19 protein-coding genes and 1 pseudogene are annotated in these 21619 nt (G+C 60.4%); 10 read left to right on the plus strand and 10 right to left on the minus strand.

Features of this window, described 5'->3' with window-relative positions:
* Positions 1-40: 40 nt before the first annotated feature.
* Positions 41-2773, plus strand: a complete 2733-nt coding sequence (locus tag E0E29_RS10605; RefSeq protein ID WP_130849833.1) for an FtsK/SpoIIIE family DNA translocase — start codon at positions 41-43, stop codon at positions 2771-2773.
* 5 nt (positions 2774-2778) lie between these two features.
* Positions 2779-3189: a GNAT family N-acetyltransferase gene (locus tag E0E29_RS10610; protein WP_165449870.1), complete on the plus strand. Its 411-nt coding sequence runs from the start codon at positions 2779-2781 to the stop codon at positions 3187-3189.
* Positions 3190-3254: 65 nt separating this feature from the next.
* Here E0E29_RS10610 and E0E29_RS10615 read toward each other — a convergent pair whose 3' ends face one another.
* A complete protein-coding gene (locus E0E29_RS10615; RefSeq protein WP_130849835.1) occupies positions 3255-4625 on the minus strand; it encodes a PepSY1/2 domain-containing protein in 1371 nt (456 codons plus the stop codon).
* 158 nt (positions 4626-4783) lie between these two features.
* Here E0E29_RS10615 and E0E29_RS10620 point away from each other — a divergent pair, with 158 nt between their 5' ends.
* From E0E29_RS10620 to E0E29_RS10635, 4 genes are all read left to right on the plus strand, one after another.
* Positions 4784-5335, plus strand: a complete 552-nt coding sequence (locus tag E0E29_RS10620; protein ID WP_165449871.1) for a copper amine oxidase N-terminal domain-containing protein — start codon at positions 4784-4786, stop codon at positions 5333-5335.
* A gap of 84 nt (positions 5336-5419) precedes the next feature.
* Positions 5420-6358 carry a phosphodiester glycosidase family protein gene (locus E0E29_RS10625; protein WP_130849837.1) on the plus strand — a complete coding sequence of 313 codons (939 nt, stop codon included), beginning with the start codon at positions 5420-5422 and terminating at the stop codon, positions 6356-6358.
* A 253-nt stretch (positions 6359-6611) separates the two neighbouring features.
* A complete protein-coding gene (gene abc-f / locus E0E29_RS10630; protein ID WP_130849838.1) occupies positions 6612-8090 on the plus strand; it encodes a ribosomal protection-like ABC-F family protein in 1479 nt (492 codons plus the stop codon).
* 14 nt (positions 8091-8104) lie between these two features.
* A complete protein-coding gene (locus tag E0E29_RS10635) occupies positions 8105-8773 on the plus strand; it encodes a class I SAM-dependent methyltransferase (protein WP_130849839.1) in 669 nt (222 codons plus the stop codon).
* On the opposite strand, the gene E0E29_RS10640 is transcribed toward E0E29_RS10635, so the two are convergent.
* The 3 genes from E0E29_RS10640 to gltX all read right to left on the minus strand — a co-directional run bounded on the left by E0E29_RS10640 (position 8754) and on the right by gltX (position 11823).
* Positions 8754-9752: a hypothetical protein gene (locus E0E29_RS10640; RefSeq protein ID WP_130849840.1), complete on the minus strand. Its 999-nt coding sequence runs from the start codon at positions 9750-9752 to the stop codon at positions 8754-8756. The two genes, E0E29_RS10635 and E0E29_RS10640, sit on opposite strands and share 20 nt — an antisense overlap.
* Positions 9749-10243 (minus strand): RNA polymerase sigma factor, encoded by a 495-nt coding sequence (locus tag E0E29_RS10645; RefSeq protein ID WP_242622460.1) that lies wholly within the window; start codon positions 10241-10243, stop codon positions 9749-9751. Before E0E29_RS10645 ends, E0E29_RS10640 begins: the two co-directional genes overlap by 4 nt.
* Positions 10244-10356: 113 nt before the next feature.
* Positions 10357-11823, minus strand: a complete 1467-nt coding sequence (gene gltX, locus E0E29_RS10650) for a glutamate--tRNA ligase (protein WP_242622549.1) — start codon at positions 11821-11823, stop codon at positions 10357-10359.
* Positions 11824-11991: 168 nt separating this feature from the next.
* Between gltX and E0E29_RS10655 the strand changes: the two genes are divergently transcribed.
* The 4 genes and pseudogenes from E0E29_RS10655 to E0E29_RS10670 all read left to right on the plus strand — a co-directional run bounded on the left by E0E29_RS10655 (position 11992) and on the right by E0E29_RS10670 (position 14165).
* Complete coding sequence (locus E0E29_RS10655; RefSeq protein WP_130849843.1) at positions 11992-12294, plus strand: ArsR/SmtB family transcription factor; 303 nt, start codon at positions 11992-11994, stop codon at positions 12292-12294.
* 87 nt (positions 12295-12381) lie between these two features.
* A pseudogene (locus E0E29_RS10660) lies at positions 12382-13382 on the plus strand (permease).
* Between the two features lie 118 nt (positions 13383-13500).
* Positions 13501-13818, plus strand: a complete 318-nt coding sequence (locus tag E0E29_RS10665; protein WP_165449872.1) for an MTH895/ArsE family thioredoxin-like protein — start codon at positions 13501-13503, stop codon at positions 13816-13818.
* A complete protein-coding gene (locus tag E0E29_RS10670; RefSeq protein ID WP_130849844.1) occupies positions 13815-14165 on the plus strand; it encodes a recombinase family protein in 351 nt (116 codons plus the stop codon). The genes E0E29_RS10665 and E0E29_RS10670 overlap by 4 nt, the downstream gene beginning before the upstream one ends.
* A gap of 471 nt (positions 14166-14636) precedes the next feature.
* Here E0E29_RS10670 and E0E29_RS10675 read toward each other — a convergent pair whose 3' ends face one another.
* From E0E29_RS10675 to E0E29_RS10695, 6 genes are all read right to left on the minus strand, one after another.
* Entirely contained in the window at positions 14637-15386 is a 750-nt protein-coding gene (locus E0E29_RS10675; protein WP_130849845.1) for a metallophosphoesterase family protein, read from the minus strand.
* Positions 15387-15406: 20 nt separating this feature from the next.
* Complete coding sequence (locus E0E29_RS10680; protein WP_130849846.1) at positions 15407-17050, minus strand: recombinase family protein; 1644 nt, start codon at positions 17048-17050, stop codon at positions 15407-15409.
* A gap of 3 nt (positions 17051-17053) precedes the next feature.
* Positions 17054-17863: a recombinase family protein gene (locus tag E0E29_RS10685; protein WP_165449873.1), complete on the minus strand. Its 810-nt coding sequence runs from the start codon at positions 17861-17863 to the stop codon at positions 17054-17056.
* Positions 17860-19413, minus strand: a complete 1554-nt coding sequence (locus tag E0E29_RS10690) for a recombinase family protein (protein ID WP_130849848.1) — start codon at positions 19411-19413, stop codon at positions 17860-17862. The genes E0E29_RS10685 and E0E29_RS10690 overlap by 4 nt, the downstream gene beginning before the upstream one ends.
* A gap of 68 nt (positions 19414-19481) precedes the next feature.
* Entirely contained in the window at positions 19482-19631 is a 150-nt protein-coding gene (locus E0E29_RS18220) for an SHOCT domain-containing protein (RefSeq protein WP_165449874.1), read from the minus strand.
* Complete coding sequence (locus E0E29_RS10695) at positions 19628-21562, minus strand: ATP-dependent DNA helicase (protein ID WP_130849849.1); 1935 nt, start codon at positions 21560-21562, stop codon at positions 19628-19630. Before E0E29_RS10695 ends, E0E29_RS18220 begins: the two co-directional genes overlap by 4 nt.
* Positions 21563-21619: the final 57 nt, after the last annotated feature.

The raw sequence follows: 21619 nt of genomic DNA on the forward strand, positions 1-21619 counted from the left end.
CCGGCGGTCCCGGCCGCCGTATTCCGGAAAGGATGGTTCCATGGCGACCACACGAAAGAAGACGACGGGGGGGAAGCGAACGGCCTCCTCCGGCGGAAAGCGAAGCGGCTCCAGCAGCTCCGCCGCCAAGAAAAGCGGCGGCAGCCGCTCCAGAAGCACGGCCCCCCAGCCCAAGCCCATCCGGCGGGAGGTGGGAGCGGTTATCTGCCTGCTGCTGGCCTTTTTTGCCGCCTTTGGCTATTTTAATATCCAGGCCATTTTTATTGACCTTTTCTGCAGCCTCCTCAAGGGCCTCTTTGGTTACGGTTTCTGGCTGGCCCCTCCCATGCTGGTGGTGGCCAGCTATATCCTAGCCTTCCACCGGGGGCGGCCAGTGCGCCTGCGGCTGTGGTGTGCCCTGCTGACCCCCCTGGTCATGGGAGCCATTCTCCACCTTTTCCTCTATAAAGGGGAGTTTGCCTTCAGCATAGAGGCCATCGGCGGACTCTGGAAGCAGGGAGAAACCGTGCAATGCGGGGGTGTGGTGAGCGGTCTCATTGCTGAGACCCTAACTCTGGTGTTCAGCCCCATCGGCGCCGGGCTCATCCTGATCCTGGCCCAACTGCTGATGTTCCTTGGGGCCTTCCACCTCTCCGTTCCGGAGATCGTGGACGCCATTCGGAACCGTCCCCGCGCCGAGTATGAGTATGTGGAAGAGGAGGAGCCTGAGCCGGAGGAGCGGCCGGTCCGCCGCCGCCCGGAGCCGGAACGGCGGAGATCGGCCATTGACATCCCCGTTGACGATGGCCCAGCCCAGCAAACGGAGAAGCCCCAGACGCAAAGCCTCTTCCCCAGGAAGGAGCGCCTCTTCAACCGGAAGGCGGGGGCCATGCCCCCGGACCAGGTGCTCACCGGTGCCCGGCCCATGGCGGCGGAGCCGCAGCCGGAGCCGTCTGCCCCGCAGCCTGAGCCCGTTCCGGCACCGGCTGTCGAACCGGCTCCCGCTGTCCAACCAGTATCCGTCATACCGCCTGTCCCGGAGGTGGAGCCGGAGCCGGCGATTCTCCAGCCAGAGCCGGAGATCCCTGTGACACCCCCTCCCATGCCTCTGCCGGAGATCGTGCGAGAGCCCGCGGTGGAGAAGGTCTCCGCCAAGGAGGCGCAGGCCGAGGCGGCCAAGGTGGGGCAGGATATTGAAAAGACGATGGCGGAGAGCACCCCTGCCGTTTACCAGTACCCGCCGGTCTCCCTCCTCACTGAGGGAGGCGGCGACGTGGGGGCTGGTGCCCAGGCCGAGCTCAAGATGAACCAGGAGCGCCTGGCCGACACCATCCGCTCCTTCGGTATCGAGGCCCAGATCTCCGACGTGACCCGGGGCCCCTCGGTGACCCGGTACGAGGTGGAGCTGGATCAGGGCGTCCGTCTCAACAAGCTCACCAATCTCTCCGACGACATCGCCCTGGCCCTGGGCGCCACCGGCGTCCGTATTGCCCCTATTCCAGACAAGATCGCCACAGTGGGCATCGAGGTGCCCAACAAGCTGGTGAGCCCTGTCCACATCCACGAGGTCATCGACTCCAAGGAGTTCCGTGACCACTCCTCCAAGGTGGCCTTTGCCGTGGGTAAGGACATTGCGGGCAACTGTATCGTGGGCAATATCGCTAAGCTGCCCCACCTGCTCATCGCCGGTACCACCGGCTCCGGTAAGTCGGTGTGTACCAACTCCCTCATCATCTCCCTCCTCTATAAGGCCACACCGGAGGAGGTCCGCCTCATCATGGTGGACCCCAAGATGGTGGAGCTGGGCATCTACAACGGCATCCCCCATCTGCTCATCCCGGTGGTCACCGACCCCAAGAAGGCGGCGGGCGCCCTCCAGTGGGCGGTCACCGAGATGATGAAGCGCTACCGGGCCTTTTCTGAGGTGGGCGTCCGTGACCTGGCCTCCTACAACGCCCACGCCGCCAAGACCGAGGGCATGGAGAAGATGCCCCAGATCGTGGTGGTCATCGACGAGCTGGCCGACCTGATGCTGGTGGCGGCCAAGGAGGTGGAGGAGTCCATTTGCCGGGTGGCCCAGATGGGCCGTGCCGCCGGTATGCACCTCATCATCGCCACCCAGCGGCCCTCCGCCGACGTTATCACTGGCCTCATGAAGGCCAATATCCCCAGCCGTATCGCCTTCGCTGTGGCCTCCGCCCTGGAGTCCCGCATCATTCTGGACACTACCGGTGCCGAGAAGCTGGTGGGCCGGGGCGATATGCTCTATTTCCCCCTGGGCTCCGGCAAGCCCCTGCGTGTCCAAGGCTGCCTCATCTCCGATGAGGAGGTGGCTTCGGTGGTCTCCTTCATCAAGGAGCAGAGCACCGTGGAGTACGACGAGTCGGTCATCCACGAGATCGAGCAGCACGCCGCTGAGAAGGAGAAGGGCGGCAAGGGTGTGGGCGGTTCCGCACCTGAGGAGGTGGGGGAGGAGTATGACGAACTCCTGCCCGCCGCCATTGAGGTGGTGGTGGAGACCGGCATGGCCTCCGTGTCCATGCTCCAGCGGCGTCTCAAGCTGGGTTACTCCCGTGCCGCCCGTCTGGTGGACCAGATGGAGGAGAAGGGTGTGGTGGGTCCCTTTGAGGGTTCTAAGCCCCGGCAGGTCCTCATCACCAAGGAGCAGTGGCAGGAGATGCAGTTCAAGCAGGGCATGGTGGACCGTGCCCCTGAACCGGTACCCGACGAGCTGGAGTTTGAGGGCGACGCCATTCCTCAGAGTCGTGAGATGCCTCCCTTCGATATGGAATGAGAAACATGAACGGCTACAAGATCGTATCTGCGGGTGAGCTGGAGGGCCAAGCCATCCACACCGGCCTTCGAAGCTATAATCGGAGATTTGTACCGGATATGGAGGACCTCTCCCTGGCGGTCATCAATGAAGCAGGACAGATCATCGGCGGCTGTGATGCGTTCCGCATGGGAGAATTGGCCATGCTGGATGTGCTCTGGATAGCGGAGGAGCATCGGGGCGCCGGCCTGGGTGGGTACATTCTGCATCAGTTGGAGGAAAAAGCCCTCCGGCAAGGTGCCAAGCGGATGGAACTCAACACCTTTGGTTTTCAGGCGCCCGGCTTTTATGAAAAACTGGGTTACCGCCGTTTTGGTGCGATTGAACCGGCGGTGGGGACCTATGGCCACTACTTCTATGTCAAAGACTTGACCTGAACAAACAAAAACCCCGGCGCGGCACCAATGGTGCCGCGCCGGGGTTTTTTGCTGCCTGCTGCTGATTAGAGTACAAGAGTACCGTTTTCATCCTCCAGCAGCAGGAGGATCTTCTCCTCCTGACCATTCTGGGCATTGACATAGACGATGACATGGCGGCCGTCCTCATCCTGGCACTTGAATTCGTGGCACAGGACCTCGTATTCTCCGCCGGTAGGGATGACGGCCAGCTGGTGGGATAGGACGGTGAGGGCGGGGGAGACTACGGCCTGAGCCTCCGCCTCGGTGACGGCGGGGGCGGGGAGGTCACGGATCATATGGTTCATGAGGTAGCCCTCCGACTCAAAGCCCACCACACGGCCGGTGTCCAGGGCCACGGAGACCTTTACCAGGTCGGGGTAGCAGAGAACGCCCCCCTGAACGGACGCAAAATTGATGGTGATCACGCCGCCCTGGTCGATGAAATAACTCTCACGCATAGAGGGATAGCCCCGGGATGCCAGGAAATCCCGGGCCAGGGCAGCGGCCTCCTCCTGGGAGAGTGTAGCCGTTCCGGCGGAGCGGGAGTTGATGGCCTCCAGCACCAGACCACCCTGCTTGGTCACCTCCACGTACAACTCGCCGCCGTCTACCGCAGCGGAGAAACCGTAGGTGGGCAGGGTGCCCTCTCCGGAGGAGACCAGGGAGAAGAGCTCCGGTTCCAGGTCAAAGAACTTGGCGGCGGCAAGGCGGGCGTCTTCCTGGGTGACCTGGGCCAGACCCTCCAGCATCCGGGGCGCCCGTCCGGTGATGTGGTCGGAGAAGGGACCGTCGTAGATAAGCGTGGGCAGTTCGGGAAAGTCCTCCTCAACGGTCTGGTAGACAGAGCCTGCCAGCTCTTGACCGCCGCCCTCCTGGCCGGAGAGCCGCGCTTCCGCTGTGTCCATATCCTCCAGTGTGGCCGCCCCGGAGAGCAGATCGGCCTGGAGGGCGGAGACCTGACTGGACAGGGTGGCCGCTGCGTCTGCCAGACTGCGCAGGCCCTCCCGCTCCTCCTCGGAGCAGGTGCCGTTTACCGCCGCCGAGCGGGAGAGGGCGGCGGCGTAGTCACCGGTTTTGGCCAGAAAAGCGGCAGTCTGCTCCAGCTCAATGTTACCGTAGGGCAGTTCGCCCAGCGCCATCTGGGCCGACATGGCCCGGCCAAAGATCTGGGTGCACAGGGCGCCCAGCATGGAGGGGGTGGTGGCGTACACACCCTTTTGCAGGTCGGTGCCCAGCTGGCCCAGGTTGGCCGAGAGCTCGGCGAAGGCGTGGAGCCGGTTGTTGGTGAGATAGCGCCGGTAGGCTGCCGCCTCCATCTGGCCTTGGACGGCCAGGCCGGCTACCACCGCGAAGGCGGCGGCCAGGAAACTCACCCTCCGTGCCAGCTGCCTGGGACTTTTTTTGCGTTGTTCCATCAAGAGCGCCTCCTTTCCACCCTAGGATGGACAGCGGCCGCAAAACTCATTCGGCAGCAGATGGTGAAATATTTGCCGTATGCCGTTGGCATATTGATTTTTTCCAGACGAGGCAATATAATGAAGAAGCTATATTTTGCAAGAGAGAAGGCAGGAACATGAAGAAAAAGTATCTCTTTGGGGTGCTTTTGGCACTCTCGCTGGTGGTCGGCATGCTGCCGGTCTCCACTCTGGCCGCCTCATCTGAGGTGGCGCTGAAGCTGGGCAGTCCCTGGTGCGCCATTGATACCCAGGTCACCCAGGTGGACGAGAGCAACGCCCAGGTCACCCCCTACGCAGTCCAGGTCAATGGCGGCGGCTACACTCTGCTGCCCATCCGTCGGGTGTTGGAGGCCTTCGGCGGCTCTGTGGAGTGGGTCCCGGCCACCAACGGTGTGCTGTGTACCCTGAACGGGCATCAGGTGGAGCTGGCCCCCGGCTCCGCCCAGGCCACGGTAGATGGTCAGGCTGTCACTATGGATGTGCCCGCCGAGGCCAAGAACGACCACACCTTTGTGCCGGTCCGGTTTGTCTCCGAGAATTTGGGCCTCTCTGTGTCCTATGAGCCCACCAACCAGATCGTGGTGGTGAGCGCCGCCCCCGTGGACCAGAACAACCTCACCAATCTGAGCAGCGTGAAGGCCCTGACGGAGAAGCTGGCCAGCATGTAGCCCGCTGTCCAGCCGGTCACCTACCAGGAGGGGAGCTACGCCCTGCCCTCCGGCACCGTCAGCGCCAAAATCATCACTGTAAACATGAGCGATCCCCGGGTCTCCGTGAAGAGCGCCATCGTGGGCAACAAGCTCAACGCCACCGCCGACTTCGGCAGCATTGTCTCTTACTCCGGCGGCGCTACGGCCACCATCAACGCCAACTTCTTTGAGTCCTACGAGGACATCAAGGACCCCATAGGCCCCGTCATGGTGAACGGGAACTTTGTCTACGGCAACAGCGGCTCCCTGACCTCCCTGGGCATCACGGCGGACGGCAAGATGTACTATGGCCGCCCCTCTGTGTTTTATCGGGTCATCACCACCGACGGCTGCACCGCCCAGCAGTGGTCCGGCTACAATCTGAACGTCTTTGAGCAGTATACCGACGGCTCCGTGCTCTACACCCCCGCCCGGGGCGAGAGCGTGCCCGTCGCCTGCGCCTGCGCAGCCCTCACCGTCCGCAATGGTGTCACCACCGACTACCGGGCCGTGGCGGCAGGGGAGACCCTGACCATCCCCGCCGACGGCTATGTGCTGTGGATGGGCTCCGCCTTCACCGCCACCCACTACTACCAGGTCCCTGAGCTGGGCCGCACCGTGGCCATGGAGCCCTATCTGCGGGTGGAGGACAAGGAGGGCTTCGTCCTGGACGGCGTCACCTCCCTCATCTCCGGCGCTCCCCGTCTGGTGAAGGACGGCGCCATCGAGACCTATCTGGACCCCGGCTTCACTGAGGCCCGCTTCACCACCAGCATCACTCCCCGCACCGCCGTGGGTACAACCGCCGACGGGAAGCTGCTGCTGGTCAGCGTTCCCTCCGCCTCCATCCAGCAGATGCGGGAGCTCATGCTCCAGCTGGGCTGCCAGGACGCCATCAACCTGGATGGCGGTGCCTCCACCGCCATGTACTACAACGGCCAGACTCTGGCCGCCCCCGACCGTCAGCTCACCACCACCCTCCAGGTCTTTGTGAGCCCCTGACCGCTTGACAAGGCGGCGCGTTTCTGCTATGTTGTACCCAGAAAAAATGATTTGAGGTGAAAGGATGCGCAAGTAACTTGCTGGATTTGGATACGGGATACGGGTGGTCACCGGACCACCTGTGGTCTCCTGTACCTGTCGGCAAGCGGCCTGCGCTCCCTTCACGTTGTGCGCCTTCCCATCCAGCGGGACAGAATGGGCGCGGAGCGTTGCCGCTCCGCGCCCATTTTTGTGTATTGGAGGCGTTTTTTTCATGGCTTTGATCGAGATCTCTCACCTTAGCTTCACCTATGAGGGCAGCTTTGAGCCGGTCTTTGAGGACCTCTCCCTCCAGCTGGACACCGAATGGCGGCTGGGACTCATCGGTCGCAACGGCAGGGGCAAGACCACCCTGCTGAGACTGCTCCTGGGGGAGGGGCGGTATACCGGCACCATTTCCGCCCCTGAGCCCTTTGACTACTTTCCCTTCGATGTACCCGACCCGGAGGCAGAGGGGCAGACAGTGGCGGAGACCCTCCGGCCAGAGCTGGAAGAGTGGCGGCTGATAAAGGAACTGCGGCTGCTGGGACTGGAGGAGGAGGTGCTGTACCGGCCCTTCTCCACCCTCTCCCACGGGGAGCGGACCCGGTTCCTTCTGGCCCTCCTCTTTCTCCGGGATTACCGCTTTCTCCTTATCGACGAGCCCACCGATCATCTGGACGCCGCCGGACGGGCCCTGGTGGGGGACTATTTGGCCCGAAAGAAGGGCTTTCTCCTGGTCTCCCACGACCGGGCCTTTCTGGACCGGTGCATCGACCATGTGCTGGCCTTCCAACCCACGGGCTTGGTGGTGCAGAAGGGCAATTTCTCCACCTGGTGGGAGGAGCAGACCAGCCGGGAGGCCTCGGAGCGGAGCGCCCAGGAGCGGCTGAAAAAGGACATCCGTCGGCTGGAGGAGGCCGCCCGCCGGACGGCGGACTGGTCCGACGCGGTGGAACGGACCAAATACGCCAGCCGAAATTCCGGCCTGAGGCCGGACCGGGGCTATGTGGGCCATAAGGCGGCCAAGCTCATGCGCCGGTCCAAGGCGGTGGAGGAGCGGCGGCAGGCCGCTGTGGCGGAAAAGTCGTCCCTCCTTCGGGACGCGGAGGAGGCGGAGACACTAAAGTTAAATACCTTGACGCCACCTCAGCAGAAGGTGCTGGAGGTCCGGGACCTCTTCATTGACTACGGGGCGGGACTAGTGTGTACCGGTCTCACCTTCACCGTGGAGCGGGGAGACCGGGTGGCCCTCCGCGGGGCCAACGGAGCGGGGAAGTCCAGCCTGCTCAAGCTGCTGCTGGGGCAGGACATCCCGCACACCGGCCAGGTCTGGCGCTCCGGCGGCCTGACGGTGTCCGTGCTGCCCCAGGACACCGCCTTTCTCCGGGGGAAGCTGAAGGACTTCATCCGGGAGAGTGGGGCGGAGGAGGCCCTTTTCAAGGCCATCCTGCGGAAGCTGGGCTTTCCCCGGAGCCAGTTTGACCAGCCACTGGCGGCGTACAGCGCCGGACAGAAAAAGAAGGTTCTCCTGGCCCGGAGTCTCTGTGAGACGGCTCACCTTTACATCTGGGATGAGCCGCTGAACTACGTGGACATCTACACTCGGATGCAGATGGAGGAGCTGCTACTGGCCCACCGGCCCACCATGGTCTTTGTGGAGCATGACCAGGCCTTCACCGACAAGGTGGCCACCAAAGTGATCGAGTTATAAGGAGGGAAAATGACATGGAACTGGAGGAGATGACGGCCTTTTTCACCAGCCGTCTGGATCTGTATGACGAACACATGCTCCAGGAGGTCCCCGGCTGCCGGGCGGGCTACGCCCGGATGGCGGCGCTGCTGCCGGAGGGGATGGCCCGTCTGCTGGACCTGGGCTGTGGCACCGGCCTGGAGCTGGAGCCCATCTTTGCCCGCTTCCCGGCGCTGAGGGTGACGGGGGTGGACCTGACGGCGGCCATGCTGGACCGTCTGCGGGCGAAGTTCCCCGACAGGGAGCTGACCCTCATCCGGGGCAGCTATGTGGGCATGGACTTCGGCCGGGCCTGCTATGACGCCGCGGTGTCCTTTGAGACCCTCCACCACCTGGAACCGGAGGAGAAGGGGGCGCTCTACCGCCGGGTGTGGGAGGCCCTGACGCCGGAGGGGGTCTATGTGGAGTGCGACTATATCGCGGCGACGGCAGAAGAGGAGGAGGCCCTGCGGGCGGAGCACCGCCGCCTGCGGATGGAGGCCGGGGCGGGTGAGGATACCCTCTACCACTTCGACATCCCCTGTACGCTGGAGCATCAAAAGGCGCTGCTGGAAGCGGCGGGCTTTGTCCAGGTGACGGCGGAGCCGTTGGAGGGGGACACCGTTCTGCTGACAGCCCGAAAGGTCACTCCGACAGGGGCGTAAGGAAGATGTGGTCCACCTGCAAAGTGGTGGGCTCCACCTCGTTGATGAGAGCCAGGATCTCATCACGGCTCCCTTGGACGCAGAAGTTCTGGCTCCTGAAGTCCTCCATTTCCCGGGCGGAGGCCAGAGCCTCCTCCACCACGCTGGTCCCATAATAGACGCGGAAGTTGGAGAAGATGCCCAGAGAGGTGAGCAGCTTGGGCTGAGTGAGGAGGAGTTCCAGGTTGTCGGCATAGTACTGGACCAGTTCCGGACCGTTCAGTTCCCGGGGATCGGTTTCCCCACCGAAGAGGTGGGGCGAGGCCAGATTGACGCCGCCCTGATATTCCACCTCCGGGTCATAGACCTGGGCCCATGCCACCTCTGCCGGCAGGGCCCGCAGCTCCTCCATGGTGCGGGGGGTATTGGTGCCCACAGACAGGCGGAGATAAGCGGAGGAGGGCAGCTTTTCCAGTTCGGCAAGTAGGTCGGTCCGGTCTATGAGGTCCGAGTCAAAACGACCCAGATATTTGGTCAGCTTCCCGGTGGGGTCAGAGGTCACCTCTGCCTCACCCAGGCGGATGGTCAGGTGGACGTCGGTGTAGCCGCCAACATAGGCTTTCAGATTTTTGGGCCCGACCACATAGAGGGCCGCGTCATAGGTGCCGAAGCTGGTATCGGTGATGTCGGTGCCGGTGACTCGGACATAGGGCTGCATGGTGCCGAAGTAGGCATTGAGGTATTGGGTAAAGCCTCCATCGTTCTCCTCCATGGGGATGGGGTTGAAGGCGGTGAGCTTGGCCAGTGGGTTGATAAGGCCAAAAACCAGAGCGGCGCAGATTACCACCACCAGCAGGGTTTTGAGACAGATGCTGCGGACCCGGCGGCGGATAAGCTTCTCCAGGGCCCTCAGCTCCTCCTCAGCGGACTGGGCGGGGGAGGAGGCCTCCGGCTCTCCCAGGGCTTCCAGGCGGCGGTCCAGATCGTCAGGCTGTGTCATGATGGTTCCTCCTCTCCAAGCTCTTCCCGGAGCCGGCGCTTGGCCCGGGACCGGAGCTGACGTACATTTTCACGGGTGATATGGTGGGTGTCGGCGATCTCGCCGTCGGTGAGGCCGAAATAGACGCTGTCCAACAGGATGGACCGCTGGAGCACCGGCAGCCGGGCGATGGCAGAGTAGAGCCGCCGCTTCTCCTCGTCGGCAATGAGCTGTTCCGGCAGGGTGGGGGAGGGGTCGGCCAGGTGCTCGGGCAGGTCATCCTCGCCCCGCCTGGCCCGGTCCCGCCGCTGGTTGAGGAACTCGTTGCGCAGCACCTTCACCAGCCAGTGGTCCAGGCTGCCGGTGGCCCGGTAGGAGAGAAGGGCCTTAAGGAAGGCGGACTGCACCAGGTCCTCGGCCTCCTCCTGGCTGCCGCACAGGGCGTAGGCGTAGAGCAGCAGGGGACGCCGCCGGGCCTCATAGACCCGGCGCAGCAGATCATGGTCGGCCACGGCATTCCCTCCTCTCTTGTCCTCTCTACTAAGAATAACACTTGTCAGCCCGTTTTGTGACAACAAAAATGGAGCATCGCGTTTGCGATGCTCCATTTTTTCGCATTGATGGTTTACAGGGCAGCGGAGACCTTCTCCAGGCCCAGCTTCAGCCGGCGGAGGGTCTCATCCTTACCAAGGATGTGGCAGATCTCCACGGCGCCGCCGGGGGTCACGGCCTTGCCGGCGGCGGCGATGCGCACCGGCCACATGAGGGTGGCGTTTTTCACGCCCAGGGACTCGGCCAGGGACACCAGGGTGTCGTGAATGGCGTCGTTGGTCCAGGCGGAGATGGCCTCCAGGGCGGGGATGGCGGCCTCCAGCATGTTCTTGGAGACCTCGGAGTTGGTCTTGGACTTCTTGTTGGTGAAGAGGTCGGCGCCGTACTCGGGCAGAACGTCGAAGAAGTCCAGCTTCTCCGGGATGTCGGTGAGGCGCTCGCACCGGGCCTGGAGGAGGCCGGCGACCTCCTGGGAGGAGTATGCCTCGTTCTTCACGGCCTGACGGATATAGGGCTCCGCCACGGCGTGGAAGGCCTCGGGGGAGAGCTCACGGAGATAGTGGGCGTTAAAGTAGGTGAGCTTTTCGATGTCAAAGATGGCGGGGGACTTGGAGATGCCCTCAATATCGAAGATATGGGAGAGCTCTTCGATGGTGAAGAACTCACGCTCCACGTTCTCGCCACGGGGAGACCAGCCCAGGAGGGTCACATAGTTGACCACGGCCTCGGAGAGGTAACCCATAGCCAGCAGATCCTCATAGGAGGGGTCGCCTTTCCGCTTGGACATCTTGTTGTGCTGGTCCCGCATGACGGGGGAGCAGTGGATATAGGTGGGGACCTCCCAGCTGAAGCCCTCATAGAGCAGGTTGTACTTGGGGGCGGAGGAGAGATACTCGCTGCCCCGGACCACGTGGGTGATGCCCATCAGATGGTCATCGATGACGTTGGCGAAGTTGTAGGTGGGCAGGCCGTCCCGCTTGATGAGGACCTGGTCGTCCAGGGTGTTGTTTTCCACGGTGATGTCGCCGAAGACGGCGTCATGGAAGGTGGTTTGCCCCTCCTTGGGGATTCTCTGCCGGATGACATAGGGGACGCCGGCTTCCACCTTGGCCTTGGCCTCCTCGGGAGAGAGGGTACGGCAGGGATCGTCGGGCCGGTCGAAGTCGCCGCTGTCCTCCTCGGACTCGGTCTTTTCGCAGAAGCAGTAATAGGCATGGTCCAACTCCACCAGGCGCTGGGCATACTTGCCATAAAGGTCCCGGCGCTCGGTCTGGATGTAGGGACCCACAGGGCCGCCCACGTCGGGACCCTCGTCCCAGGTAAGACCGCACTTGCGCAGGGTGTTGTAGATGATCTCGGTGGCGCCCTCTACCAGACGGCCCTGGTCGGTGTCCTCAATACGCAGGATGAACTTCCCACCGGCGTGGCGGGCGATGAGCCAGGTGTAAAGGGCGGTGCGCAGATTGCCTACGTGCATGTAGCCGGTGGGAGAGGGGGCGAAGCGGGTGCGGACCTCTCCGTGAGGGATGCGGGCTTCCATGTCGTCGAACCACTGTTTGTCCAAAGTGAATTCCTCCAAAAAGTTCATGTGACACCATTTTAACACAAGGAAAGGTCTTGTCAAGCATGTGGAGACCTTTCCCCTTGACAGGACGGGGAAGGAGTGGTAGAATACATCAAAAGTTTTTGATGTGAAGGAGGCGGCGACATGTACGAGGAGGCCGTAAAGGTATTCAAGGCCCTGGCGGACCCCAAGCGGCTGGCCATTTTGGAGCAGCTGCGATCGGGGGAGAAGTGCGCCTGCGTCCTTCTGGAGCCACTGGACCTCTCCCAGTCGGGCCTCTCCTACCACATGAAGGTACTGTGTGACTCCGGTATCGTGGCCAGCCGGCAGGAGGGGAAGTGGACGCACTACTGGATCGACCCGGCGGGTAGGGCCAGGGCCGCCGCCCTGGTGGGGGAGCTCACCGCCCCGGTCACAGAGACGTCCTGCTGCCGCTGCCAGGACTGAGGAAAGGCGCCGCCGGTCCGGCGGCTCTTTTTTAGGCCAATACATCAAAAATTTTTGATCTATTTTCACAGGGAAAGGGGAACTGTTATGTCCATTGGTACGTTCCTGCAGGACCAGGTCCTGGGGATGGCGTGGCTCAAGGAGCTCATCGGGCGAGGGCTTTCGGCCCTCGGCGTGGATCTGGAGAGCCGGCTGGGAGGGAGCATTCACTTTTTTCTCTATGACATGGTGAAGATCATGGTGCTCCTCACTGTCCTCATCCTGATCGTCTCTTACATCCAGAGCTATTTTCCGCCGGAGCGCTCCAAGCGCATTCTGGGGCGCTTCCACGGACTGGGCGCCAATATCGTGGCTGCTCTGCTGGGGACGGTGACGCCCTTTTGCTCTTGCTCCCCCATTCCGCTCTTCATCGGCTTTACCCGAGCGGGCCTTCCCTTGGGGGTCACCTTTTCCTTTCTAATCTCGTCTCCTATGGTTGACCTGGGTTCCATCATGTTGCTGACGGGGGTCTTTGGATGGCGGGTGGCCGCCGCCTATGTGGCCCTGGGTCTGGTGGTGGCTGTGGCGGGCGGTACGCTCATCCAGGCCCTCCGGCTGGAGGATCAGGTGGAGCCCTATGTCCGGAGTCCCGGCGGGGGAGAGGCGCCCCAGGAGAAGCTGACCTGGCGGGACCGGCTCTCCTACGCCTGGGATCAGGCCCTGTCCACCGGGAAGAAGGTGGCACCCTATGTGCTGGTGGGTTGGGCATCGGGGCCATCATCCACAACTGGATTCCCCAGGAACTGGTGGTGAAGGTCCTGGGTGGGGATGGCCCCTTTGGCGTGATCCTGGCCACCGCTGCCGGCATCCCCATGTACGCCGACATTTTCGGCACTATCCCCATTGCGGAGGCCCTGCTGGCTAAGGGTGCCCGGCTGGGCGTGGTCCTCTCCTTCATGATGGGTGTGACCACCCTTTCCCTGCCGTCGCTGATCCTGCTGCGGAAGGCGGTCAAGCCCCGCCTGCTGGGCATTTTTGTGGGCGTGTGCACGGTGGGCATCCTGATCGTGGGGTATCTCTTCAACGGTATCCAGGGCATGCTGCTCTGAATCTGAAATATTGATAAAGGAGAAGATGATGATGGCACTGTTTGGATTTGGAAAGAAGAAGGAGAACGCCGCACCCTGTTCCTGCGGCTGTACCTGCGAATAATCGGGCGGCGCGGTCATGCCGGAGGAGGGTATTTTGGTCCTTGGCTCCGGGTGCAGCTTCTGCCACCGGCTCTATGAGAATGTGAAGGCGGCGGCGGAGAAGCTGGGCTGCGCCGGACAGGTGGAGTATGTCACGGACATGGCGCGGGTGGCATCCTACAACGTCATGCGCATGCCCGCTCTGGTGGTCCGCGGCGCTGTGGTCTCTTCGGGAAAGGTTCTCAAGGCCGAGGAGGCGGAGGAACTCCTCCGCCGGTCTACGGAGGGGCGCGGCTACTGTCCCTTTACGGTGTCCAGATATCAGCGGCGCACGACCCGCAATACGACACGATGAAAGCCTATTTCTATTGCCGGGTCGCTCACGACGATAGCTTTTCTTTGGAACAGCAGGCCGCCAAGCTCCGCCGTTATGCGGAACAGACCGGGTACACCATCGTTGGTGTTGCCGCCGAGTATGGCTCGGGATTGACCCTTGACCGTCCGGCTCTGCAAGAGCTGACGGTGGCCGTTCTTGCCGGAAAGGTGGATGTGGTGCTGGTAAACAGCCTTGACCGCTTGGGGCGAGATTGGGGCATGACAAAGCAATACATCGACCTGCTGACCGAGCACAAGGTCAAGCTGCTGTGCGTGCGGGAACGGATGATGATCGACAGCTCCAGCTTTTCACCATTCTTCACATAAAAAAGCAGAGTGTCCATTACAGGATACTCAGATCCTATAAGGACACTCTGCATGTCGGGTGTTGACAGAAAAGATGCAGGAGCAAAGTCTTGTGTCGCAAGGGTTTGCGGGCTTTTGAGGCTCGATTTTCCGTTTTGCAATTCGAACCCCCAGCATCTTGTGATGACGGATGAATGATCTGTAAATGTGCGCGTGAATCTATAAATTAAGTATACGTGAAAATACATAAAACGTCAATTCCAATAGACCAATTTTACGAGCCTTTTATTTGAAGATCCTTTGCGCTATCAATCGTCATGTTTGTTTCCTCCTGTTTTTTGTCTTGGGCGTAGCCTGCGTCAACACAATGGCATAACGTAGTCGGGAAAGCTATTCGTGAACCCGGACAAAGATTTATGCCTGAGCTTGTGAAAAACTTACTTAAATAGAAAGTGGAGACACATTAGCCAATCGCCAGTGCGCCTCCACTCATCATTTCAGTCGGATAATCTGATTATAGAGCATTACGAACTCCTTCTCTACCACCATGTTTTCGTGGTAGTGTCCGAAAAACCAGTATTGGAATCGGCATCGCTCTCGAACCTCATCGAGAAAGTCTGTCAGGGCATCCCGTTGGAACAACCCGCCGCTGAATGTGTCCTGAATGCTACTGGGGCAGCAGTGGGTGATGATGTAGTCCACGTCCCAACCTGTTTTGTCCAGTGCTTCTCTTGCGGTCCGGTATTCGTCCTCGCCGGGCAGTTCCTCTTTCCACCAGGAGCGGTGATTGACTCGGTAGAGAGCGCCTGCGGCGTTGAGCTGCCGCAGCTTTCGCTCATAGTCCGGATTATCCGGTTCCAGAATGCCGTCCCGGATATCGTGGCTGCTGGCGCCGCCCATGGTAAATATCCGCTTTCCGCAGATGTTATAAAGCTGGCCCCGCATCAGATGCAAGACACTGGGGCGTATGGCCTGTACCAAGCCGCCGTGCCATTGGCTGATTGGATAGTTGTGGAGCAGATCATAGTTTTCATGGTTTCCGCTGACGAACAGCGTGGTAAAGGACCTGGTCTCCAGCCAGTCCAGCCACTGCTGCTCCGCATCGCCGCCATCCCAGACACCGCCGAAGTCTCCACAGATGATGAGGTAATCCTCTTTGGTCAGGTCACGTTGCTCATGGAATGCTGCAGGCAGGAGCCTGCTGAAATCACCGTGCGTATCACCGGTTATAAAAATGGCCATTTCTTTTCTCCCTTTTCTACTCATTCTACTTCCTGTTCCAGCACCACATCCGAGTCTCGGAAGTGGATGTGGATGGTTTCCGCATCCTCCACCGTGATCTTTTGGATGACCTGCCGGACGAGCTCATTGTCAAATTCCGTGTAGCCCGCGGCGCATTCCATGATACTGTCCCACATCTGCTGGCGTCTGGCAGCCTGTTCCTCCAGATTGACCTCTGCCTGCTGCGCGTCTGCGATCTGCGCCTTAAGGGATTCCTTCTCATCCGTCAGCGCTTTCATTCTGACATTCAGCTCGGTATCGGCCATGTTGACGAGCAGCCGATCCAGCACATCGCTTTGCTCCCGGCTCACCGCATCCATACGCTTCTTCAGCTGCAGCAGCCGTGCACCGGCCTGAGATAACGCCTGCCTTGCTTCCTCCGCCATGGCCAGCACATCGGGGCAGACCTCCTGCCGGATGGCGGCGTACTCGTTCATGGCCGCGAGGATGGCGCTGTGCAGCTTGCCTTCATCCAGTGTCGGAGAGTGCTGGCAGTATTTTGTACCGAACTCCAGCCGGGAGACACAGCGCCACACGATGCGCTTTTTCCCATTTCTGGCCCATGTGACCCGCTTGTAGGGGGAGCCGCACTCGCCGCACACCAACAATTCTGTCAGTGCGTATTTACCGGAGTATTTCCCAAGTTCCGTTTTTCCGCTCTTTTGCAGCACCTTCCGTTTGCTGGACCGGCGCGTCATCTCCTGCTGCACCCGATTGAACAGATCCCTTGAGACAATGGCCGGATGGCTGTTCTCCACATAGTACATCGTGCGTTCACCACGGTTCTTTTTGACCTTTTTGTTGATGCAGTCCGTCACATAGGTTTTCTGCAGCAGGGCGTCCCCAATGTACTTTTCATTGGTCAGGATATTGTGGATGATGGAGGGAGACCAGCGCTCTACACCCTGTGCGGTGGGAACACCGTCCTCGTCCAGCTCCCGCTTGATCTGTCCCAGGGTGCAGCCGTCCAGATACCTGTGGTAAATGCGGCGAATGATCTCCGCTTCCTCCGGTACGATCTCCGGCTGTCCGTCCGCCCCCTTCCGGTATCCCAGCATCTTTTTGTACTGGAAGGTGACCTTTCCCGCCTCCGCGCTCTTCTGCTTTCCCCACGCGACATTCTTGCTGAGAGACTCGGATTCCGCCTGGGCGAAGCCGCTGAACAGGGTGATGAGAAATTCGCTGGATTCCGTGAGGGTGTTGATGTTTTCCTTCTCGAAGTACACCCCAATGCCGTTTGCTTTCAGGAGCCGCACCGTATCCAGGCAATCCACCGTGTTTCTGGCAAAGCGGGAGAGGGACTTGGTGATGATGAGGTCGATGTGTCCCCGCTTGCAGGCAGTGATCATCTTGTTGAACTGCGTCCGTTTTTTCAGGCTGGTGCCGGAGATGCCCTCATCGGCATAGATCCCTGCCATCTCCCAATCCGGGCTGTCCTGGATCTTCTGGGTGTAGTAGGTCTTTTGCGCCTCATAGCTGTTGAGCTGCTCTTCACTGTCCGTCGAGACGCGGCAGTAGGCCGCTACGCGCATTTTCCCGTCATGGTCTCTGTGCAGTTCTTCCGGTTTTCTGGTTGCGGGGATCACCCGCACCCGCCGCTCTAAGGTGGCTGCTGTCGCTTCCATGGATCATTCGTCCTTTCCTGTCGCTTTTTTATCCGTAAATATAAGAGTTACTTCGGTATCCTGTGAGATGGTGATATGGGAAACCGCTCGTTGGAAGCGTCTCCAATCCGCCTCTGTCAGACTATCTGACGGCTCAGATTCGGCAGACGGCTCTGGACAGCAGGCATACCGCGCTGCCGCACCCTGCAGGATCAGCACCATCACCGCTTCCGGCGAGGCCGGCTGCTCCAGCCCCCGGTTGATGGCATTGTCCAGCCGCATGACCTCCGCAGAGGGCGTGTAGGCGGTGCAGCTGGGCTGTTCATGGTTCCGGAACTGACGGACGATCCCGTTTACCGTTGCATCCATGTCCATGACCGCGGTATTCCCGCAGCCTTCGCATCTCAGATACAGCTTGCCGCTGTTCTGCCAGCCGCCGCCCAGCCGGGTCATCTTCCCGCCGCAGGTGCAGCGGAAGTATGGAGTCAACCGCGCAATGGCAGGCTTCTCTCCGTGGGACTGCTTCCTGGCATTCTTTTCCGCCGTCTTTTCCTGCGCCGCTTGGAAAATATCCGCTTCCACCAGTATGGGGTATCCCTCCTTACCGGTGTAACGGGGATTTTCCAAAAGGCGCTTTACCTTATGCTTGTTCCAGAGCGGCACTTCCCGGCAATACGGAATACCCTGCCGGTTCAAGGCGTCCGAGATGGCCTGATAGGAAGCCCCGGCGTTATAGAGCGTAAAGACCATACTGACGGTCCGCTGCTCCTCCGGCACGATCTCTAACGCGCCGTTTTGGATCTGATACCCGTATAACACCTTGCGGTTGATCATCTTGCCGCCACCTCCCATTGTTCTGTCAGTTCCAAGCCTCCGTAAAGCCGGAAGCGGATACGGTTTTGAGACTCTGCAATGATCTTCTCCACCAGATGTTCGAACAGCTCTTCATCGAAGCCGTCCAGCCGTTCCGGTCCGTTGAGAAGCGTCTGCTCCACCTTGCGGAGCGCGTCCATCGTTTCGTCTATCGCTTCGTTCTCTGTCAGCCTGCGCCGTTCTCCGCGAAGCTGCGCCAGTCTGGCGCTGATGGCATTCATGCGGGCGGCGCAGATATCCGCGTCCAGCAAGCCATTGGCCCGCAGAGTGCTGATCTTATGGCTTTCTTCTGTTGCTTCCGCGATGGCCCGGTTGATGGTCAGCAACTGCGGATGATTCTGCCGCAGGATCGTGTCCAGCGTGTTCAGCTGCCGGAGGGCCGGGGCCAGAATGATGTCCGCGCTGCTTTTGAGCCTGTGGTACATCCGCAGGAAGGCGGCATGGATCTCCGCTTCCGGGATGCGTCCTACAGGGCAGTCCGCTGCGTGGCGGTCGTGGGTTCGACAGACCCAGGACACATATCCGCTCTGGCTGCTTCGGCGCTGAAACACCGTCCCGCAGTTCCCGCAAACGATTTTTAAGGCAAGAGGGCTTTTTTCTCTGCGCTTTTTCTCTTTCTGCGCTTTCTTTTGCAGCAGTGCCTGCACCCGCTCAAAGGTGTCCCGGTCTATGATAGCTGGATGGGAGTTCTCCGTGTAGTATTGCAGGCGTTCCCCGTGATTTCGTTTCTGCACGAAGGGAAAGCCGCAGCTGTAGGATTTCTGGCTCAGAGCGTCTCCGATGTACTTTTCATTGGTCAGCAGGTATCGAATCCCCGTTTCTCTCCAGCATTCCGCGCCAGACTGGGAGGGGATGCCTTTCGCCGTCAGCTGCTCCGCAATCCATCCGGAGCTGCGCCCCTTGAGGTATGCGTCGAAGATCCAGCGCACCGTGGCGGCTTCCTCCGGGACGATCTCAAGGTCTTTCTTATTTACGATTCGGTATCCGTAAGGGGCGGTGCAGGTGATAAATTCCCCACGCTCCATCCGCCGCTGATAGCTCATCTTCTGATTGGCGGAGATGGAGATGGATTCTTGCTGGGCAAGAGAACCGGAAACGCTCACCATCAGTTCGGTGGTGAGCGTTTTCGTGTCGATATTTTCTTTTTCAAACCGGACGCTGACGCCCATGGCGGATAACTCCCGCAGGGCGGACAGGCAGTCTCTGGTATTCCGGGCGAAGCGGGATACGGACTTCACCAGAATACGGTCAATCTTGCCCTTCCGGCAGTCCCGCATCATGCGGTTGAAGTCATCCCGCTGATCCATCCGGGTGCCGGTCAGCCCTTCGTCGGCATACACATCCACCAGCTCCCAGCCGTCATGCCGGGCGATCTCTTCCGTATAACTGCGGATCTGGGCGGCGTAGGAATGCAGCTGATCTCTGGAGTCCGAGCTGACCCTGCAGTAGGCCGCCACCCGCAGATGTTCCGCTTCCCGCGTCTGCGGCGCGATGATTTTTACCTGTGCCATGTTTTTCACTTCCCTGTATCTTTTTTGCCAACACACAAGCTACCACACGATCCGCAGAATATCCAGCACTATTCCCAAACAGTCTGCGGGGAATATTTCTCTCTGGCCAGTCTCTTGGCGTAAGACAGTTCTTCCGCGCTCAGCAGGCCGATTTCCGCCAGATGCTCCAGCATCCGGACTGCCAGCCGATACTGCAATTCTTTCTTTGCGTCGATCATCTTCCCACCTCAAAATAGCTCTCCGGCTTTTTCTCCCGCAGAAACCTTGTCACTTCCCGCAGGCTGCCGGTCCTCCGCATTTCCGGCAATGCCTCACTCACAGCCTGGGCGTATCTGCGCCCACGGCAGGCCCGTTCATCCAGAATGGCGATGACGCAGGTATCGCTCTCCGTGCGGATGGCCCGTCCAAAGCCTTGGCGCAGCTTGATCTGCATCTCTGGTACAGCTACCTCACGGATGAATGCGTGAAGGGAAGGATACTTTTCCAATTCCCGCTCCTTCCGGGCGTCCGGATAGGCGAAAGGCAGGCGTGGGATGATCAGCAGAGATACACAGTCGCCGGGGAAATCAAAGCCCTCCCATGCCGCGCCGGTGGCCAGCAACACCGCTCCCGGCGTGTGCCGGAACTGTTCGATGATGTGGGGCGCGTTGCGGCCCAGCGTCAGCAGTGGGAATGGGAGCGATTCCTCCCACAGCCGCTCCTTCACAGCCGACATGGCTGCGTAGGATGTAAAGAGCACCAGCGCGTGACCGGTGGCTGCTTTGATGAGTCCGACGAGCTCGGCAGTCAGCTCATTAAAGTACACATCCGTATCCTCCACTCTCTGGCGGGGCGGGATTTGCGGAAGGTAGAGCAGGCAGTTGTTCCGGTAGTCAAAGGGGGATGGAGAAACGGATTCCATGACACGGTGTCCCTTCTCCAATCCTGCCTGCGTTTTGAAACGGCGGAAATCACTGCCCACCGCCATGGTGCCGGAGGTCAGAACAAACGCCTGATCCGGCTGCCACAGGATCTTTTTCATCCGCTGCGTGATGTCATCAGCCGCGGCGCACAGCATGGTGCCGCCTGTGCTGACATCTTCGGCAGTGTAAAAAATCATATCTGTCTGGGAACTGGTGAACAGCTTGACCGCGTCCAGCACCGTATTCAGCTGGCGGCTTCCCAGCGGGGAGAGCAGGCTGCCGATCTGCCGCTGGATGATGGGCAGTGTGCAGGATGGCGCGGTCAGCAATCGCAAACAGGCTTCCACCGGCTCCGCTTCCTCTCTGGGCTGTGCCAGCTTGCGCAGCAAAGGACCTGTGCTGTCCTCCAGCATTTCTGCCGCCAGTAAGTACCGTTCCTCTTTTAGCTGAAGGATAAGGTTTCGTATCTCTTCGGCTGCCAACGTCACACCCAGCATCTGCTGTGCGGTTTCCGGGAGCTTATGGGCTTCATCCACGATGATGATGCTGTGCTCCGGGAAGATGGGGCGTTTTCCCTCGCTGCGGTGGATGGCGTCTGCCACCAGCAGGTTATGATTGCAGATTTGAAACAAAAATTGATTTTTGTCGCAGGTCTTGAGGAACCGCTGATAGCGGCAGTCCCTCTGCTTGCAGTCGCAGACCTGCGGTACGCAGACACGCTCCCGGTCATAGCCGCTGAGATGAGAAACTCTGTCCATGTCCAGCGTTTCCCTAAGAGTCCGGAGCGCCGTCAGCGCTTCCGGATTTTTCTTTGCAGGATATACCTGACGCAGCCGCCTGTCCAGCCGCTCGTCGCAGACATAATGGCTTTTGCCTTTGCGGATGACCGCTTTCAGTGGCTTGGTAAGAATCCCGTCCGCCATTAGGACGCAGGACAGCAGCGGCAGATACTCCGTCAGCACCGCGTTTTGCAGCGCGATACTGGAAGTGGAAATGATGATGGGGCGGGCGATCTGCCCTGTCGGGAAAGCAGACGCTGCCGTGGCAGCCGCCAGATAGGCGTAGGTCTTGCCGATGCCCGTCCCGGCATCGCACAGGGCGATCCTCCCGTCCTGCATGGCGTCCAGCATCCGGTGGCTCAATTGGATCTGCTCCGGGCGCTGCGCCATACCGTGGGCGGGAAGAAGGTCCTGAAAAATATGGTCGATCAGTTTATGGGCTTTCAGCCTGTTGTCATTGTTATTCATCCGATAATTTCCTCTTTTCCTGTCATGCTTTGTTTTCGTTTCCACCGTATTTGCAGC

The organism is Intestinimonas timonensis (genome assembly GCF_900626145.1).
In the GTDB taxonomy this organism is placed as follows: domain Bacteria; phylum Bacillota; class Clostridia; order Oscillospirales; family Oscillospiraceae; genus Intestinimonas; species Intestinimonas aquisgranensis.